This window comes from Flavobacterium terrigena, from assembly GCF_900108955.1.
GTDB classification, from domain to species: Bacteria; Bacteroidota; Bacteroidia; order Flavobacteriales; family Flavobacteriaceae; genus Flavobacterium; species Flavobacterium terrigena.
Genome location: NZ_FNYA01000001.1, coordinates 197,401 through 214,354 on the forward strand (window position 1 = coordinate 197,401; position 16,954 = coordinate 214,354).

The window sequence follows — 16,954 nt, forward strand, 5'->3', positions numbered from 1 at the left end:
AAATTTAAAATTAAATAAAATGAGTAAGATTATTGGAATCGATTTAGGTACAACCAATTCTTGTGTTTCTGTAATGGAAGGTGGAGAACCAGTTGTAATTGCTAATGCAGAAGGAAAGAGAACAACGCCATCTGTAATTGCATTTGTAGAAGGTGGAGAAATTAAAATTGGAGACGCTGCAAAAAGACAAGCTGTAACTAACCCAACTAAAACTATTGCTTCAATCAAGAGATTTATGGGTAACAAGTACTCGGAAAGTTCTAAAGAAGCTTCTACTGTTGCTTACAAAGTAGTTAAAGGTGATAACGACACACCACGTGTTGATATTGATGGACGTTTATATACTCCACAAGAATTATCTGCAATGACTTTGCAAAAAATGAAAAAAACTGCTGAAGACTATTTAGGTCATTCAGTTTCAGAAGCAGTTATTACTGTTCCTGCATATTTTAACGATGCTCAACGTCAAGCTACAAAAGAAGCTGGTGAAATTGCTGGTTTAAAAGTTATGAGAATTATCAATGAGCCAACTGCTGCGGCATTAGCTTATGGATTAGACAAACAAGGTACTGATCAAAAAATCGCAGTATTCGATTTAGGTGGTGGTACTTTTGATATCTCTATCTTAGAATTAGGTGATGGTGTTTTTGAAGTATTATCTACTAACGGAGATACACACTTAGGTGGTGATGATTTTGACCAAGTTATTATTGACTGGTTAGCAAACGACTTTAATGCTGCTGAAGGTTTAGATTTAAGAAAAGACCCAACTGCTTTACAACGTTTAAAAGAAGCTGCTGAAAAAGCTAAGATTGAATTATCTGCTTCTGCTCAAACAGAAATTAACTTACCATATGTAACTGCTACGGCTTCAGGACCAAAGCACTTAGTACAAACTTTAACTCGTGCTAAATTTGAACAATTAGCTGATTCTTTAATCAAGCGTTCAATGGAGCCAGTTGCTAAAGCTTTAAAAGATGCTGGTTTATCAGTTTCTGATATTGATGAAGTAATTTTAGTTGGAGGTTCTACTCGTATCCCAGTTATCCAAGAGCAAGTTGAAAAATTCTTCGGTAAAAAACCATCAAAAGGAGTTAATCCTGATGAAGTTGTAGCAATCGGTGCAGCTATTCAAGGTGGAGTTTTAACTGGTGATGTAAAAGATGTATTGTTATTAGACGTTACACCTTTATCATTAGGTATCGAAACTATGGGTAATGTTATGACTAAATTAATCGAGTCTAACACAACTATCCCAACAAAAAAATCTCAAGTTTTCTCAACTGCAGCAGATAACCAACCAAGTGTTGAAATTCACGTTATTCAAGGTGAAAGAACAATGGCAGCAGATAACAAAACTATTGGTCGTTTCCATTTAGATGGTATTCCACCAGCAGCTAGAGGAATTCCTCAAATTGAAGTAACTTTCGATATTGATGCGAATGGTATCATTAAAGTTTCTGCAACTGACAAAGGAACTGGAAAATCTCACGATATTCGTATCGAAGCTTCTTCTGGTTTAACAGCTGAAGAAATCGAAAGAATGAAAAAAGATGCAGAATTAAATGCTGAAGCGGATAAAATCGCTAAAGAAACTGCAGATAAAGTAAACGAAGCAGATTCTATGATTTTCCAAACGGAAAAACAATTAGGTGAATTTGGTGAGAAATTATCTGAAGATAATAAAACAGCAATTAACTTAGCTTTAATTGAATTAAAAATGGCTTACGAAGCAAAAGATGTTGCTGCAATTACGCCTGCTTTAGAGAAAATCAATACAGCTTGGACAAATGCATCAGCTGAAATGTATAACACTGGAGATGCTCAAGGAGCTGCGCAATCAGAACCACAAGCTTCAGGTGATACTACTCAAGATGTTGAATTCGAAGAAGTAAAATAATTTACGATTTACGAAGTAAGATTTACGAGTAAAAAAATAAATTAAATAGTAAGAAACCGTGTTAAAATTTTTAGCACGGTTTTTTTATTGAAAATAATTTGTACATTGGTTGACCAAAAACTTAAAATTCAACACAATGAAAAACGTATTGCTTACCTTATTTTTATTAACTACTACCATAAATTTTGCTCAAAAAGCAAAAACAACACCTAAAGCTGCTACTGGAGCTTTAGCAACCTTTGAAAATTTAAAAGCAGAAATTATTACCGAAGGTGGTAAACAAAAATTAGCTATTGTAATTGACAACGCTGGAAAAAAAGAAAATATCATTTTAAAAGACATCACTACAAAAGACAAAGCACAACAACCAACAAATTTTAAAATCAAATCATTTACAGTTGCAGGTGTGAAATTATATCACTTCAGTTATACGGAGAATATTATTACAGATACTAAACTTAAAAAAGAAAATGCTTTAATTACTTCAAATGAAATTTGGGATTTATCAGCAACAAAAATTAAGATTTTAGGAAATATTCAAACGGTTAGCAACATAAAAGAAATTAAAAAATTAGGAAAATCAGAAGCTACCGAAACGGTTGAAAAAACTCGTAGAGAAGGTTTTGAATTCACATTAACTAAAGATTTTGAAGTGCTTTTATCAACTAAAACACAAACTAATAAATATAAATTTAACGCTACTACTCGCCGTTACGATCCAAAGAAATAATTCTACATTATAATATTTAAAAAGAGTTTCATTATGTGAGGCTCTTTTTTTATATGCGTGCATAATATTTTTTACTATATTTGAAAAAACTTTACAATCATGCAAAAATTAAAATTAACCGAAATACTAAATATAAAACACCCAATTATTATCGCACCCATGTTTTTGGTGTCGAATACTAAAATGGTAATTGAAGGTATGAAAAGTGGTGTTGCAGGCTGTATTCCGGCATTAAACTATAGAACTTTAGAAGAATTACGAAGTGCTATTATTGAACTTAAAAATGCAAAAGTAGAAGGCGGTAGTTTCGGATTCAATTTAATTGTAAACAAATCGAATGTAAAGTATAAAGAACAACTACGAATTTTATGTGAAGAAAAAGTCGATTTCATAATCACTTCTTTAGGCTCTCCAGAAGAAACTATTAATGAAGCGCATAAAGTAGGAATTAAAGTTTTTTGTGATGTAACCGATTTAAATTTCGCAAAAAAAGTAGAAAGCTTAGGTGCTGATGCCTTAATTGCTGTAAACAATTTAGCCGGCGGACACAGAGGAGAATTAAGTCCAGAAGAATTGACCAAACAATTAAACGAAGGCACTACTCTACCCGTAATTTCAGCTGGTGGTGTGAGTAAAAAATCGGATATTGATAAAATGCTTTCTTATGGTGCGATTGGTGTTTCTGTTGGAAGCCCATTTATTGCTTCAATTGAAGCTGGCGTTTCTCAAGAATACAAACAGGCTTGTGTTGATTATGGTGCAAAAGACATTGTAATGACAGAACGTATCTCAGGAACACCATGTACAGTTATCAATACACCTTATGTTCAAAAAGTAGGAACAAAAACTACATGGTTAGAACAACTTTTAAACAAAAATAAAAGTTTGAAAAAATGGGTAAAAATGATTCGTTTTTATATTGGAATGAAAGCAACAGAAAAAGCAGCTACAGAAGTTACTTATAAAACCGTTTGGGTGGCCGGACCAAGTATTGAAGACACACACGCGATTTTACCACTTGCAGAAATTGTGAAGAAAATGATTTAATTCTGATAATTAAGTTATCTTTATTGAATGGAATTTTTAATTTATTTTATTCTTTTAGCACTTTTTGCTGAAATAATTGGAACAGTTGGAGGATTTGGTTCTTCTATGTTATTTGTACCAATTGCAGGATATTTTCTTGATTTTCATTCTGTCTTGGGTGTAACTGCTTTATATCATTTATCCAGTAATATTTCCAAAATTTATTTTTTTAGAGAAGGTTTTGATAAAAAACTAATAATTAATATGGGAATTTCTTCAGTTATTTTCGTAATAATTGGTGCATTATTAAGTAACTATTTTCCATCAAAAACTCTAGAAATTCTATTAGCTATTTTCCTGATTTTGATAAGTTTAATTTTATTGATTTTTAAATCTATTAAAATTCAACCAACTCAAACCAATTCTATATTTGGTGGTATACTTTCTGGATTTATTGCGGGTTTATTAGGAACTGGAGGCGCAATAAGAGGAATTACAATGGCAGCTTTTAATTTAAAAACTTCTGTATTTATTGCTACATCTGCAGTTATTGATTTAGGAATTGACTTAAGCAGAAGTGTTGTTTATACTTATAACGGATTTGTACATAAAGACGATTTGTACTTAATTCCAATTTTACTTGTTGTGAGTATAATCGGAACATTTATTGGAAAAAAAATTCTAGAAAAACTTTCTGAAGAACAATTTAAATCAACTGTTTTGGCCTTAATTCTTCTGACAGGTTGTGTGACTTTAGGAAAATTTTTATTTTAAATTATCTAAACCAATTACCAATTTTGTTGAATGTTCTTCCAAAGAAAGTGCGTTTTTTTATTATAATCATTACACCAATTGTACCTGAATTAGAACTATTCATTTGAACGTCAACTTTATTTGAGCCAACTTCTACTTCCATAGTTTCATAGCCTAAATAACTAAACTCTAAAACATCTCCTAGACTTGCTTTTATTGAATATTCAGATTTTTCATTCGTTTGAACTCCGGATGAAGTATTTTTAATAATAATAGTCGCTCCAGGTAAAATTGCTCCATCATTACAAGTAACAATACCAGTAACTGTAATCCTTTTATCTGAATCCGTAGCTTTATTCAAATATTTTAAGTCCGCTTGTTCTGTAACAGGCTTTTCTTGTGCTACAATAGTTGAAGTTCCTAATCCTAAAAACGCTAAAACAGAAGTCGCAAAATATCCAAAATAATTAGATGATCTTTTGGTCTCAATTAAATTTCTATTGAGTTGAGAAGTGTTAATTCTTCCACATAAATTATCATTTTTAGAAACCAATTTAATGATTTCGTTATCCGATAAATAGGTGAAATCTAAAACCGTTTTCTGACAAGAGACACAAAATCGACCCTTATCAACAGGCGTCATATTTTGCCAGCCTTCATGACAAGGTTCTGGAATAGAAATTTGAATTTTTTGCTTCATTTTATAAATGTAATTATTTCCGTAGAATTCCACAAATTAAGCAATAAAAAAAGCCTACAAGAAAGATCCTGTAGGCTTTATATTTATATTGAAAAGTGATTAAGCTAAAACCGCTTTTAAATCTCCATTCATTGCTCTAACTGCATCTGCAGATTTAGCGAAAGTTGCTTTTTCAGCATCGTTTAATTTTACGTCAACGATTTCTTCAATTCCGTTTTTACCTATAATACATGGAACACCTAAACAAATATCAGATTGTCCGTATTCACCTTCTAATAAAACTGAACAAGCAATCATTTTGTTTTGATTGTTTAAGATAGAATCTACTAAATACGCCACAGAAGCTCCTGGCGCATACCAAGCTGAAGTACCCAATAAACCTGTTAAAGTAGCACCACCAACCATAGTATCAGCAGCTACTTTTTCTAATTCTTCTTGAGATAAATAGTTTGCAACTGGCGCACCATTATAAGAAGCTAAACGCGTTAATGGAATCATAGTTGTATCACCGTGACCACCAATAACCATACCTTGAACGTCGTTTGCTGGTTTGTTTAATGCTTTTGATAAATAATATTTGAAACGAGAACTATCTAAAGCTCCACCCATACCAATAATTCTGTTTTTTGGTAAACCTGTAGCTTTTAAAGTTAAATATGTCATAGTATCCATAGGATTAGAAACTACAACAATAATTGTATTAGGAGAAAATTTTAAGATGTTTTCTGCTACTGATTTTACAATTCCTGCATTGATACCAATTAACTCTTCACGAGTCATACCTGGTTTTCTTGGAATTCCAGAAGTAATAACTACTACATCAGAATTAGCTGTTTTAGAATAATCATTAGTTACTCCAGAAACCTGTGTGTTAAAACCTGTAGTTGTAGCACATTGCATAATGTCCATTGCTTTTCCTTCAGCAAATCCTTCTTTAATGTCTAATAATACTACTTCACTTGCAATTCCTCTGTATGAAATTACGTCAGCACATGATGCACCTACATTTCCTGCTCCTACTATTGTTACTTTCATTTTAATAAATTAAATATTGATGTTGTTATTTTTTACAAAAATATTGATAATGAAACAATTTTACGTTATTTCACGATTATTTTTTTTACAATTTGTTTATCGTCGTTACTAATTTTCACAAAATACATTCCAGTTTCGAAATCTATCGGAATCATTTGGTCTTCATTAATGTTTTTTTCGAACACTTTTGCGCCAGAAACCGAGAAGATTTCTACTTTAGAAGTTCCTCTTAAACCTGAAATAAAAATATGTTCTGCTGCTGGATTTGGAAAAACTTTTACTTCCGAAGCATCAAAAGATGCTGAAGCTAAAGCTGCAAACCAAGGCTGACCATATTGAGCTCCGAAAATATAATCGGCTAGCAAAGGATAATCTATAAATGGATTTCTATTGTGTTGCCACGTTTGAACATAGTTATTTCTATTCATTTCAAAATCATCCTTTGGATCGGAAACATTCCAAGCTAAAAATGTTGCTAAATCTCCAATATTTCCAGAAGGATTCGCTCCGTTATTCTCACTCGGATCTCCATTTACAACATTCAAACCATTGAAACGAACGGCCATGTAAAAACACGCTCTTGCCACATCACCGCGCCAAGAGCCTTGCGTTCCTACTGGTCCTGCATAAACTGTTGCAGTATTTACTGTTCCGTAATTTTTATTATTTCTTGAAGAATTTTCTTGTCCGTTTTCAGCTCTAATATGATGTGCATCAGAAACACCATCCACAGTTGAAGCTGCACTTGTACTATTCCAAATATTGATTCCGTCTGCATAATCTCCTAAAGCCACATCAAAACCACCTCTCGATTGACAAAAAATATGTTCTCTGTTCCATTTTCCAACAATACTACTTGTGTTTTGCTGGTCAATTTTCGACATTGGAATTTCTAAATACATATCCCAAATTTGACCACTATTTAATGGATTGGTATCAGCAATTCTAATAATATCCCACATATCTGCATAACTATGTAGATGTACTACTGAAGGATTCGCAATAATATCTTGCAAGGCTTGTTTCAAAGCTGCACCAGATAATCCTTCTAAAGAAGCATAATATCCAGCTGGAGCTGTACTTGAAACTTGTCCGTATGTTGGTGCTAAAGGAGTTCCAAAATTAGCAACTTGAAAATCGGTATCAGCAACTCTTCTAACAATAGAATTATTACTTGAAACGACATCAACAGGTAAAGACGAAATATAAAGCACAAATTCTTCATCACCTTCCTCTAAAGTATCATCAATAAGATTAATTGTTTTGGTAGCTGTAGATGAACCAGAATTAATTGTAACAGAATTATTCGTATCGAACGTAAAATCTGAACTATTAAAATTCCCATTATCTAAAGAAATTGCAAAAGTTGTATTTGAAGTAACTGGTGTTGTAGTTGTAAAAGTAATATTAACAGGTTGACCTTCTGTATAACTTGGTGCATTAAAAGTTGTAGTCATATAATTTAATACAATTCCACTTCCATCATTATTCATTCCTGGTGTTGGAACTTTTACTTCATAAGTACCATCCAATTTTCTTTGAATAGAGTGATTTGCAGCATTTGAAGTCGAATTTTCGTTAACACAAACCGTTAAACCTAAAGCTGTCATTAGTGCTGTTGGCTGTGTTGTCCCATTAGCTGAATATGCAATAGCATCAATCATTGCTGTTGCTGTTGCTGGTGTACCTATTGGAAAATCAGAGCCATTTGCAAGGTATAACGCTATTACATCTGGGCCATTTTGTAACATAGAATCAGGCATTGATATGACTGGTGTAGGAGAAAGTAAAACACTTCCAACTAAAAAATTACCATTGACATCAGTTGAATAACCGTCTAAATCAATTGCATAATAACTTAATGTACCACTATATGGCGCAGTACTTGTAGCATTATAAAAAACCAACACGTAACCATTCAAAGAAAAATTTGCTGTTGCAGAATGTAATTCCACAATTTCTTTTGTATCAGTAGAAGGTGTATCTGGATCTATTTCATTAATTACGACTTGTGAGTATGAAAACCAAGATGTTAGCAGAAATAATATAAGAGGTAATTTTATTCTCATCACTTTTTATTTTGGGGTGATTAACAAAATTAGTCATTATTATATTAATTTCTTATGGTTATTTCCTTTTTTTTAGTAATATTGAGAGCTATTAAAAAAATGATGATTAAAACAAAAATATTACTACTTTTTATGTTTACAATGGTTTCATTTGCCCAAAATGAAATTAAAATAAACGCTAAACTAATTGAGAACGGAAAGAAGATTGAAGTTCTTGAAGAAATCACACTAAAAAATACTTCCAATTCAGTTTTAAATGAGATTGCTTTGAATGATTGGAATCACGCTTTTTCAAGTAAAAAATCCGCTTTAGCGAGTAAATTTTCGGATGAATTTAATAGAAGTTTTCATTTATCTAAAAAATCGGAAAAAGGTGAAACTCAAATTTTTGACATTGTAAACGAATTTTCAAATCCATTATCTTTTTATAGAAATGAAAATCAAGTTGATATTTTAATCGTTAAGCTAGAAAAACCATTACAAATTGGAGAAACTACGACTTTAAAAATTAAATACCAATTAACTATTCCTAATACAAAATTTACTAAATACGGATTTTCAGAAACCAAAATATTATTGAAAAACTGTTTTTTAACGCTTTCTGCCTTCAATTCAGAAACACAAAGTGAAGAAAATAGCGATGATTTAACTACCGAAATAGCCAATTATAAAATTGACATTCAACACGATAATCTAATTTTAACAACTGATTTAGATGTTATAAATTCGAATTCAAATTCTTCACAATTAACTGGAAACTCTCGTACCAATTTCTTTATCGCTTTAGAAAAAACGAATAGTTATGAAGAATTTAAAAATCAGAAAATAACAGCCATCACTAATTTAAAAACCAAAGATGTTGCTATTTTTCAAAAGGTTTTAATTATTGACAAAATCACTTCTTATGTTGCGGAAAATATTGGTTCTTCAAACCAAGAAAAAATCATGGTTTCGCAAGAAGATTATGACAGAGAAGCCTTTTATGGCTTAAATGAATTACCATCTTTTATTTCACCATTTAATGATGATTTTGTTTTTGAATTGAAGTTTTTAAAAACCTATTTAAACAATTATTTAGCTGCAAATTTGAAAATTAATTTCCGAAAAGACCATTGGATTTTAGAAGGAATTCAACACTATTACATTAAAAAATATATTGATGAAAATTATCCTGACGTAAAAGCATTCGGAAGATTATCACGCTTTGGAATTTTAAAACGTTACAAAATAATTAATATGGATTTCTCAGAACAATTCATTTATAATTATTTATTAATGGGTCGAAAAAACATTGATCAACCTGTAGGAACAGATAAAAACACGCAAATAAAATTTAATGAAAAAATTGCTGGAAAATTCAAATCCGGACTTTCGCTTCATTATTTAGACGATTATTTAGGAAATGATATTCTTGAAAATTCAATTAAACAATTTGTAGATATAAACTCAAATAAAAATACTGATAATAAAGTTTTTAAAAATCTTTTAGAAACGAATTCAAATCAAAAATTAGATTGGTTTTTTGATGAGTTAATTTATTCTCGAAACAAAATAGATTACAAAATCACCAAGGCAAAAAAAGTAAATGATTCTATTGAAGTCATAATAAAAAATGTAGGCGATGCAAAAGTTCCTGTCTCCATTTATGGTTACAACAAAAATAAATTAGTGAGTAAAAATTGGGTTGAAAACAATACGGAAACGTTTAAATTTTCGGTCAAAAATGATAGTATTACAAAGCTTGTTTTAAACAGTAATTACGAAATTCCAGAACTAAATAACAACAACAATAGTTACAAATTAAAAAATAGATTATTCGGAAATAGAAGAATTCGTTTCACCTTTTTCAAAGACATTGAAGACGCTAAATACAATCAGGTTTTTTATGTTCCAACAGCAGAATTCAATTTATATGATGGAATTTTACTTGGAATGAAACTCAATAATAAGTCAATCATTAACAAGCCATTTACATATGATTTAACACCTAATTTCTCTACAAAAACAAGAACAATTGCTGGAAGTGTTGGTTTTGGTTTTAATGATATAAATCGTCATAGTACACATTATAATACACGCTATGGAATTTCGGGAACACGCTTACATTATGCTCCAGATGCCTTTTACACTAAAATTACACCAAGTATCAATTTCAGTTTTAGAAATCCGAATTTCAGAAAAAATGAAGGTGAAGGAATTACACTCCGACAAGTGTATGTAAACCGTGAAAAATCGAATATCGTTACGACAAAAAATACAGAGAATTATTCTGTTTTTAACTTGAGATATGGTTATGCGAATAGCGAATTAATCAAGCAATTTTCATACGGAAGTGACTTACAGATTTCGAATTCATTTAGCAAAGTTTCTGGACAAATTCAGTACAGAAAACTATTCGAAAACAACAGATACATTAACTTGAGAGCTTTTGGTGGTTTTTTCGTATATAATGATAATACCAACGATTTTTTCAGTTTTGGAATTGACAGACCATCTGATTATTTATTTGATTACGCCTTAATTGGACGTAGCGAAAGTAAAGGTTTGTTTAGCCGTCAATTCGTAAATGCGGAAGGAGCATTTAAATCTAAGTTTGATACTCGTTTTGCCAATCAATACATATTTACAGTAAATGCAAGTTTTAATATTTGGAATTGGATTGAATTATATGGAGATGTTGGAACCTATAAAAATCAAGGATTTAACTCCAAATATATTTATGACAGTGGTGTGCATTTAAACTTAGTTCAAGACTATTTCGAATTGTTTTTCCCAGTTTATTCTTCTAACGGATTTGAATTAAATGATAAAAATTATGGTGAAAGAATTCGGTTCATAATTACCATAAGTCCAAAAACTTTAACCTCTTTGTTTACAAGAAGATGGTTTTAGCTCTCAATAATTTTACATTATTCATATATAATATGTAGTATTTCGGAAATTTACTGCACTATTTTTACTTAAAACTCAATAAAATTATACATTATTCATAAAAATCACTTTCAAATGAAAATATTGCAATAAAATATTTAAATTTGTATCAAAGCATATTTCAATTATGAGCAAATCAAAAACTGCAGAAACTATATCTTTCGAAGATTTCAAAAAAGAAGTTTTAACCGATTTTAAAATCGCATCGGTAAGTCGTGAATGTAGTCTTCTTGGAAGAAAAGAAGTACTTACAGGTAAGGCTAAATTTGGTATTTTTGGTGATGGAAAAGAAGTGCCGCAATTGGCATTAGCAAAAGCTTTCCAAAATGGTGATTTCCGTTCAGGATATTACCGTGACCAAACGTTTATGATGGCTATTGGCGAATTGTCAATCGTTCAGTTTTTTGCAGGTTTATACGGTCATGCCGATGTAAATTTCGATCCAATGAGCGCGGGTCGTCAAATGGGTGGCCATTTTGCAACACATTCATTAGACGAAAACGGAAATTGGAAAAATTTAACTAAACAAAAGAATTCAAGTGCCGACATCTCTCCTACTGCTGGGCAAATGCCTCGTTTATTAGGTTTAGCGCAAGCATCAAAAATATATAGAAATGTTGCTGAAATTCCTGCTGAAAATAATTTTTCGGTAAAAGGAAACGAAGTAGCATGGGGAACAATTGGTAACGCTTCAACTTCTGAAGGTTTGTTTTTCGAAACAATCAATGCGGCTGGAGTTTTACAAGTTCCAATGGTAATGAGTGTTTGGGATGACGAATATGGAATTTCAGTTCACGCGAAATATCAAACTACAAAAGAAAATATTTCTGAAATATTAAAAGGTTTACAACGTGATGAGGAAAATAACGGTTACGAAATTTTCCGTGTTAAAGGTTGGGATTATCCAGCTTTAGTTGATACTTACCAAAAAGCAGCAGAAGTTGCAAGAGCAGAACATGTACCAGTTTTAATTCACGTTAATGAATTAACACAACCACAAGGTCACTCCACTTCAGGTTCTCACGAGCGTTACAAAAATGCAGAGCGTTTGGCTTGGGAAGCAGAATTCGACTGTGTAGCGCAAATGAAAAAATGGATGATTGAAAACAATATTTCTTCTGCAGAAGAATTAGAAGAAATTGAAGCAGCATCAAAAAAAGAAGTTTTAGAAGGTAAAAAAGAAGCTTGGGCGAATTATTTATCAGCAATTAAAGAAGATCAAGCGACAACAGTTGCTATCTTAAATCAAGTCGCACAAAACTCTGAAAATAAAGTTTTCATTGAAAAATACGCGAATGATATTGCTGCAATAAAAGAACCAATTAGAAAAGATTTATTAGTTGTTACTAGAAAAGTTTTAAGAATGCTTTCTGGTTCAAACAGAGAAACTTTAGCGACTTGGATTTCTAATTTCATTGAAAGAATTCAACCAAAATACAGTTCCCATTTATACTCAGAATCGAAACAAAATATTGCTTCAACAACTGAAGTAAAACCAACTTATGACGAAACGGCAGAAGAAGTTGATGCACGTTTAGTTTTAAGAGATAATTTCGATAAAATTTTCGCAACTTATCCAGAAACTTTAGTGTTTGGTGAAGATGCAGGAAACATTGGTGATGTAAACCAAGGTTTAGAAGGAATGCAAGAAAAATACGGAGAAATGCGTGTTTCAGATGCAGGAATTCGTGAAGCTACTATTTTAGGTCAAGGTATCGGAATGGCAATGCGTGGATTACGTCCAATTGCTGAAATTCAATATTTAGATTATTTGTTATACGCCATTCAAATTATGAGTGACGATTTAGCAACTTTACAATATAGAACTCATGGTCGTCAAAAATCGCCATTAATTATCAGAACTCGTGGACACCGTTTAGAAGGTATTTGGCATTCTGGTTCTCCAATGGGAATGATTATTAACGCGATTCGTGGAATTCATGTTTTAGTTCCAAGAAACATGACAAAAGCAGCTGGTTTTTATAATACGTTATTAAAAACTGACGAACCTGCTTTAGTAATTGAATGTTTAAATGGTTACCGTTTAAAAGAAAAAATGCCAACGAACTTAGGTGAATTCCAAACGCCAATAGGTGTGATAGAAACCATCAAAGAAGGAAAAGATATTACGTTAGTTTCTTATGGTTCGACATTAAGAATTGTAGAACAAGCGGCGAAAGATTTATTAGAAAACGGAATTGACGCTGAAATTATTGATATTCAGAGTTTATTACCATTCGATATTAATAAAGACATTGTGAAATCGGTTGCTAAAACGAATCGTTTATTAGTAATTGACGAAGACGTTCCTGGTGGAGCAAGTGCTTTCATTTTACAAGAAATTATAGAAAATCAAAACGCGTACAAACATTTAGATAGTGCACCACAAACGTTAACTGCTAAGGCGCACCGCCCTAGTTACGGAACTGATGGTGATTATTTCTCTAAACCAAGTGCGGAAGATATTTTTGAAAAAGTGTACGAAATTATGAACGAAGCAAATCCGAACAAGTTTCCAAAATTATATTAATTAAAAAACACAAATATTAAAATAGGAAGTAGTAATTTTGCTTCCTATTTTTTTATGACTAAAATTTAAAACCGAATGGCAAATACATATATCGCATACCATTTTACAATTGAACCAAATGATTTAGGTTCGGAAATTTTAATTGCACAATTAGAAGAAACGGCTTTTGAAAGCTTTGAAGAAACCGAAGAAGGTGTTTCGGCTTATGTTCAAAAAGACGTTTGGTCTGAGAATATCTTAAATGAAATTGAAATTCTTTCGAACGAAAATTTCAAGATTTCTTATACGACAAATGAAATTGAGCCAGTAAATTGGAACGAAGAATGGGAAAAGAACTTCTCTCCTATCGATGTTGACGGAATTTGTCATGTTCGTGCACCATTTCATCCAGCAACTAATGCGAAGTATGAAATTGTAATTGAACCAAAAATGAGTTTCGGAACAGGTCATCACGAGACGACTCACATGATGATTCAACATTTGTTAGAATTGGATGTAACGAACAAGAAAACCATTGATATGGGTTGTGGAACTGCCATTTTAGCCATTTTAGCTGAAATGAAAGGCGCTCAACCAATTGATGCTGTTGATATTGACAATTGGTGTTATTTAAACTCAATTGAAAACGCTGAACGTAACAACTGCAAACATATTTCAGTTTATGAAGGTGATGCGTCTTGGTTAAATGACGGTCAGAAATACGATGTGTTTATTGCGAATATCAATAGAAACATTTTACTGAACGACATGGCAACATATGTAAACTGTATGAATGACAATTCTGTTTTATTATTAAGTGGATTTTATACGGAAGATTTTGAAGCGATTAACGAATGTTGTGAAAAATTAGGTCTGACTTTTGAATCGAAAAAAGAAAGAAATAATTGGTTAGGTTTGAAATATATAAAAAATTAGTAATTTTGTACTAGAATAAATTATTAGTTATGAGCACATTAACAGAAACATTAGAAGAAGTATTAGTCGAAGAAGCAGTTGGTGTAAACAACGAAATTGTTTTATATAATGATGATGTAAACACTTTTGATCACGTTATTGAAATGCTAGTCAAAATTTGCGACCATACTTGGGAACAAGCAGAGCAATGCGCTATTTTGGTTCATTACAAAGGGCAATGCACTGTGAAAACTGGAGAATTAACAAAACTTAAACCGCAATGCATATCGTTGCAAGATGCAGGTTTAAGTGCTGTAATCATATAATTAAAAAGGCGACCAGTTGGTCGCCTTTTTCTTTTAAGAAGTTATTTTTCCAAAAGCACAACTTACATAAGATTTTGCTTTTGCTGTCAAACTATTTGCTTCACCATCTTCTGGATAACCAATATCTGCTAATGTTTTCTTAACTAAATCCAGAGTATGCTCTTCAGAATACTCAAATGTGACAGAATTGTCTCCCACTTCAACACTAACTTCAGAAACATCATCTAAAGCATTAAGTTTCTTAGTGATAGTATTTACACAACCATCACATTTTAAATTTTGTATATGAACTATTGTTTTCATTTTTTCTCTATTTTAATAGTATAAAATTACGAAAACATTCATTGAAAAAATATGATAAAAATCACATTATCAAATGATTAATAAGGCAATTTATATTTAAAATTCTGTAATATGAGTTTTAAAAAATGTAAAGTATATGAACTATAATTAAATAAAAAAAGCTGAATCACATATTTGACTCAGCTTTTTTTATTTATATAATTTTTAATCTATTTTCTTCTAAAAACTGTAGTGTAAATAGCTCCATCTGTATCTACATATTTGATTTTCAAAGTAGTATTAGTCAAAACAAGAATTTCAACAGTTGTATCTTCAGTAACATTAGTTAACATATTACCTGACTTAGTCCAATCACCATAATCAATTGATTCATCACAATTAGAATCATAGTAAACATCATCATATTCGCCATTTTGTAAAAATTCAACATAGTCTTTTTTTGTAGAACATGAATTTTCATAATTAGCTAATGTTTCTGTACCACCAACAATTGTTCCTTCTTTATAATATTCCCAAGAACCAATAATTGAAGCTTCAGCAACAACTGGTTCATCATCACTTCCACAAGAGACAAAAATTAAAGCAGCAACAAAAAGTAATAAATATTTTTTCATAATTATTTAATGTAAGTTATTTTTCACAAATTTAAAAATAAAATTGACTAATGAGGTAATTTATTTTTCAAAATTCCATAAATGTAAGTTCCTAGTAAAGCACCAAGTAGTACTACACAAATAGAAAAAACACCATTTCCAATTAAAATAAAAATCGGTCCAGGACAACTTCCTACTAGTCCCCAGCCCAAGCCAAACATTGTTCCGCCAATTATATATCTTGAATAGGAGAAATCTTTATCTTGAATATTAATTTCAGCTCCTTTAAAACCTTGAATATCTTTCTTTTTAATTAAATAAATCCCAGTAACACCTACAAAAATAGCGGTTGCAATAATTCCATACATATGAAAACTTTGAAACATAAACATCTCATAAATTCTATACCAAGAAACGGCTTCTGCTTTTGTTAATACGATTCCGAAAACGACACCAACTATAAAAAATTTTATCAACTTCATAATGTTACGAACCAAAAATTAATGGAATTAAAAAATGTGCAGAAATTAATCCGCCAAGGAAAAAACCTATTACTGCAATAAGCGATGGAATTTGCAGGTTACTTAAACCAGAAATCGCATGGCCAGAAGTGCAACCACCAGCATAAGGCGTTCCAAATCCAATTAAGAATCCACCAATTAATAAAATGAAAAACCCTTTAATTGTAAATAAATTTTCTAAACTAAACATAGCATCTGGACCTAATTTTCCATTGGGTGCATCAATATTTAATTGCTGTAAATTTTCAATTGTTTTCGGATTAATTTGAAGAATATCAGGAGAATCCATCAAAAAATAAGAGGCTAAAAATCCTCCTACAATAGCACCTAATGCAATAGCTAAATTCCACCTTTGTTCTTTCCAATCAAAATCAAAATATTCAATTTTACTTTTACCAAATGTTAAACTACATATATTTCTTAAGTTAGATGACATCCCAAAAGTTTTGCCAAAATAGGTTAACACTAACATGATAAGTCCGATTAAAAAACCTGAAACTGCCCAGTGCCAAGTACCTTGAATTACTTCCATATATTGTGAAATATTATTTTTTGAATTACTATATTTGTTCTCGATTTCATATATAAACTTTTCTTTTGCAAAGATAACATATGTATCACATTTAACAACCATAAGTGTTTG

15 protein-coding genes are annotated in these 16,954 nt (G+C 31.3%); 8 read left to right on the forward strand and 7 right to left on the reverse strand.

Annotation, left to right across the window (positions count from 1 at the left end):
- Nucleotides 1–19: 19 nt before the first annotated feature.
- The 4 genes from dnaK (at nucleotide 20) to BMX42_RS01025 (ending at nucleotide 4,430) form a co-directional block, all read left to right on the forward strand.
- Complete coding sequence (gene dnaK / locus BMX42_RS01010; protein WP_091307064.1) at nucleotides 20–1,900, forward strand: molecular chaperone DnaK; 1,881 nt, start codon at nucleotides 20–22, stop codon at nucleotides 1,898–1,900.
- Between the two features lie 136 nt (nucleotides 1,901–2,036).
- Nucleotides 2,037–2,630 (forward strand): hypothetical protein, encoded by a 594-nt coding sequence (locus tag BMX42_RS01015; protein WP_091307067.1) that lies wholly within the window; start codon nucleotides 2,037–2,039, stop codon nucleotides 2,628–2,630.
- A 99-nt stretch (nucleotides 2,631–2,729) separates the two neighbouring features.
- A complete protein-coding gene (locus BMX42_RS01020; RefSeq protein ID WP_091307070.1) occupies nucleotides 2,730–3,677 on the forward strand; it encodes an NAD(P)H-dependent flavin oxidoreductase in 948 nt (315 codons plus the stop codon).
- Nucleotides 3,678–3,704: 27 nt separating this feature from the next.
- Nucleotides 3,705–4,430, forward strand: a complete 726-nt coding sequence (locus BMX42_RS01025) for a sulfite exporter TauE/SafE family protein (RefSeq protein WP_091307074.1) — start codon at nucleotides 3,705–3,707, stop codon at nucleotides 4,428–4,430.
- A 1-nt stretch (nucleotide 4,431) separates the two neighbouring features.
- Here the strand turns inward: BMX42_RS01025 and BMX42_RS01030 are convergent, their stop codons facing one another.
- From BMX42_RS01030 to BMX42_RS01040, 3 genes are all read right to left on the reverse strand, one after another.
- Nucleotides 4,432–5,109, reverse strand: coding sequence for a carboxypeptidase-like regulatory domain-containing protein (locus BMX42_RS01030; protein ID WP_091307076.1), 678 nt, complete (start codon nucleotides 5,107–5,109; stop codon nucleotides 4,432–4,434).
- Nucleotides 5,110–5,208: 99 nt separating this feature from the next.
- A complete protein-coding gene (locus BMX42_RS01035; RefSeq protein WP_091307080.1) occupies nucleotides 5,209–6,144 on the reverse strand; it encodes a malate dehydrogenase in 936 nt (311 codons plus the stop codon).
- A gap of 65 nt (nucleotides 6,145–6,209) precedes the next feature.
- Nucleotides 6,210–8,213: an endonuclease gene (locus tag BMX42_RS01040; RefSeq protein ID WP_091307085.1), complete on the reverse strand. Its 2,004-nt coding sequence runs from the start codon at nucleotides 8,211–8,213 to the stop codon at nucleotides 6,210–6,212.
- Between the two features lie 99 nt (nucleotides 8,214–8,312).
- Here BMX42_RS01040 and BMX42_RS01045 point away from each other — a divergent pair, with 99 nt between their 5' ends.
- The 4 genes from BMX42_RS01045 to BMX42_RS01060 all read left to right on the forward strand — a co-directional run bounded on the left by BMX42_RS01045 (nucleotide 8,313) and on the right by BMX42_RS01060 (nucleotide 14,894).
- Nucleotides 8,313–11,105 (forward strand): gluzincin family metallopeptidase, encoded by a 2,793-nt coding sequence (locus BMX42_RS01045; RefSeq protein WP_091307091.1) that lies wholly within the window; start codon nucleotides 8,313–8,315, stop codon nucleotides 11,103–11,105.
- 166 nt (nucleotides 11,106–11,271) lie between these two features.
- Nucleotides 11,272–13,674: an alpha-ketoacid dehydrogenase subunit alpha/beta gene (locus BMX42_RS01050; protein ID WP_091307095.1), complete on the forward strand. Its 2,403-nt coding sequence runs from the start codon at nucleotides 11,272–11,274 to the stop codon at nucleotides 13,672–13,674.
- 75 nt (nucleotides 13,675–13,749) lie between these two features.
- On the forward strand, nucleotides 13,750–14,589 hold the full coding sequence (gene prmA, locus BMX42_RS01055; RefSeq protein ID WP_091307099.1) for a 50S ribosomal protein L11 methyltransferase: 840 nt from the start codon (nucleotides 13,750–13,752) through the stop codon (nucleotides 14,587–14,589).
- Nucleotides 14,590–14,618: 29 nt separating this feature from the next.
- Entirely contained in the window at nucleotides 14,619–14,894 is a 276-nt protein-coding gene (locus tag BMX42_RS01060) for an ATP-dependent Clp protease adaptor ClpS (protein ID WP_091307102.1), read from the forward strand.
- Between the two features lie 33 nt (nucleotides 14,895–14,927).
- Here the strand turns inward: BMX42_RS01060 and BMX42_RS01065 are convergent, their stop codons facing one another.
- The 4 genes from BMX42_RS01065 to BMX42_RS01080 all read right to left on the reverse strand — a co-directional run bounded on the left by BMX42_RS01065 (nucleotide 14,928) and on the right by BMX42_RS01080 (nucleotide 16,843).
- Nucleotides 14,928–15,197: a heavy-metal-associated domain-containing protein gene (locus BMX42_RS01065; protein ID WP_091307106.1), complete on the reverse strand. Its 270-nt coding sequence runs from the start codon at nucleotides 15,195–15,197 to the stop codon at nucleotides 14,928–14,930.
- A gap of 209 nt (nucleotides 15,198–15,406) precedes the next feature.
- Nucleotides 15,407–15,811: a putative periplasmic lipoprotein gene (locus tag BMX42_RS01070; protein WP_091307109.1), complete on the reverse strand. Its 405-nt coding sequence runs from the start codon at nucleotides 15,809–15,811 to the stop codon at nucleotides 15,407–15,409.
- A 47-nt stretch (nucleotides 15,812–15,858) separates the two neighbouring features.
- Nucleotides 15,859–16,272 carry a DUF6691 family protein gene (locus BMX42_RS01075; RefSeq protein WP_091307111.1) on the reverse strand — a complete coding sequence of 138 codons (414 nt, stop codon included), beginning with the start codon at nucleotides 16,270–16,272 and terminating at the stop codon, nucleotides 15,859–15,861.
- A gap of 4 nt (nucleotides 16,273–16,276) precedes the next feature.
- Nucleotides 16,277–16,843 carry a YeeE/YedE family protein gene (locus tag BMX42_RS01080; RefSeq protein WP_091308741.1) on the reverse strand — a complete coding sequence of 189 codons (567 nt, stop codon included), beginning with the start codon at nucleotides 16,841–16,843 and terminating at the stop codon, nucleotides 16,277–16,279.
- Nucleotides 16,844–16,954: the final 111 nt, after the last annotated feature.

Excerpts from the sequence above, each read along its gene's own strand:
- BMX42_RS01075 (WP_091307111.1), bottom strand. The coding sequence starts at position 16,272 with ATGAAGTTGATAAAATTTTTTATAGTTGGTGTCGTTTTCGGAATCGTA.
- BMX42_RS01035 (WP_091307080.1), bottom strand. The coding sequence starts at position 6,144 with ATGAAAGTAACAATAGTAGGAGCAGGAAATGTAGGTGCATCATGTGCT.
- prmA (WP_091307099.1), top strand. The coding sequence starts at position 13,750 with ATGGCAAATACATATATCGCATACCATTTTACAATTGAACCAAATGAT.
- BMX42_RS01060 (WP_091307102.1), top strand. The coding sequence starts at position 14,619 with ATGAGCACATTAACAGAAACATTAGAAGAAGTATTAGTCGAAGAAGCA.
- BMX42_RS01050 (WP_091307095.1), top strand. The coding sequence starts at position 11,272 with ATGAGCAAATCAAAAACTGCAGAAACTATATCTTTCGAAGATTTCAAA.
- BMX42_RS01030 (WP_091307076.1), bottom strand. The coding sequence starts at position 5,109 with ATGAAGCAAAAAATTCAAATTTCTATTCCAGAACCTTGTCATGAAGGC.
- BMX42_RS01080 (WP_091308741.1), bottom strand. The coding sequence starts at position 16,843 with ATGGAAGTAATTCAAGGTACTTGGCACTGGGCAGTTTCAGGTTTTTTA.
- BMX42_RS01070 (WP_091307109.1), bottom strand. The coding sequence starts at position 15,811 with ATGAAAAAATATTTATTACTTTTTGTTGCTGCTTTAATTTTTGTCTCT.
- BMX42_RS01045 (WP_091307091.1), top strand. The coding sequence starts at position 8,313 with ATGATGATTAAAACAAAAATATTACTACTTTTTATGTTTACAATGGTT.
- BMX42_RS01015 (WP_091307067.1), top strand. The coding sequence starts at position 2,037 with ATGAAAAACGTATTGCTTACCTTATTTTTATTAACTACTACCATAAAT.
- BMX42_RS01025 (WP_091307074.1), top strand. The coding sequence starts at position 3,705 with ATGGAATTTTTAATTTATTTTATTCTTTTAGCACTTTTTGCTGAAATA.
- BMX42_RS01020 (WP_091307070.1), top strand. The coding sequence starts at position 2,730 with ATGCAAAAATTAAAATTAACCGAAATACTAAATATAAAACACCCAATT.
- BMX42_RS01040 (WP_091307085.1), bottom strand. The coding sequence starts at position 8,213 with ATGAGAATAAAATTACCTCTTATATTATTTCTGCTAACATCTTGGTTT.
- dnaK (WP_091307064.1), top strand. The coding sequence starts at position 20 with ATGAGTAAGATTATTGGAATCGATTTAGGTACAACCAATTCTTGTGTT.
- BMX42_RS01065 (WP_091307106.1), bottom strand. The coding sequence starts at position 15,197 with ATGAAAACAATAGTTCATATACAAAATTTAAAATGTGATGGTTGTGTA.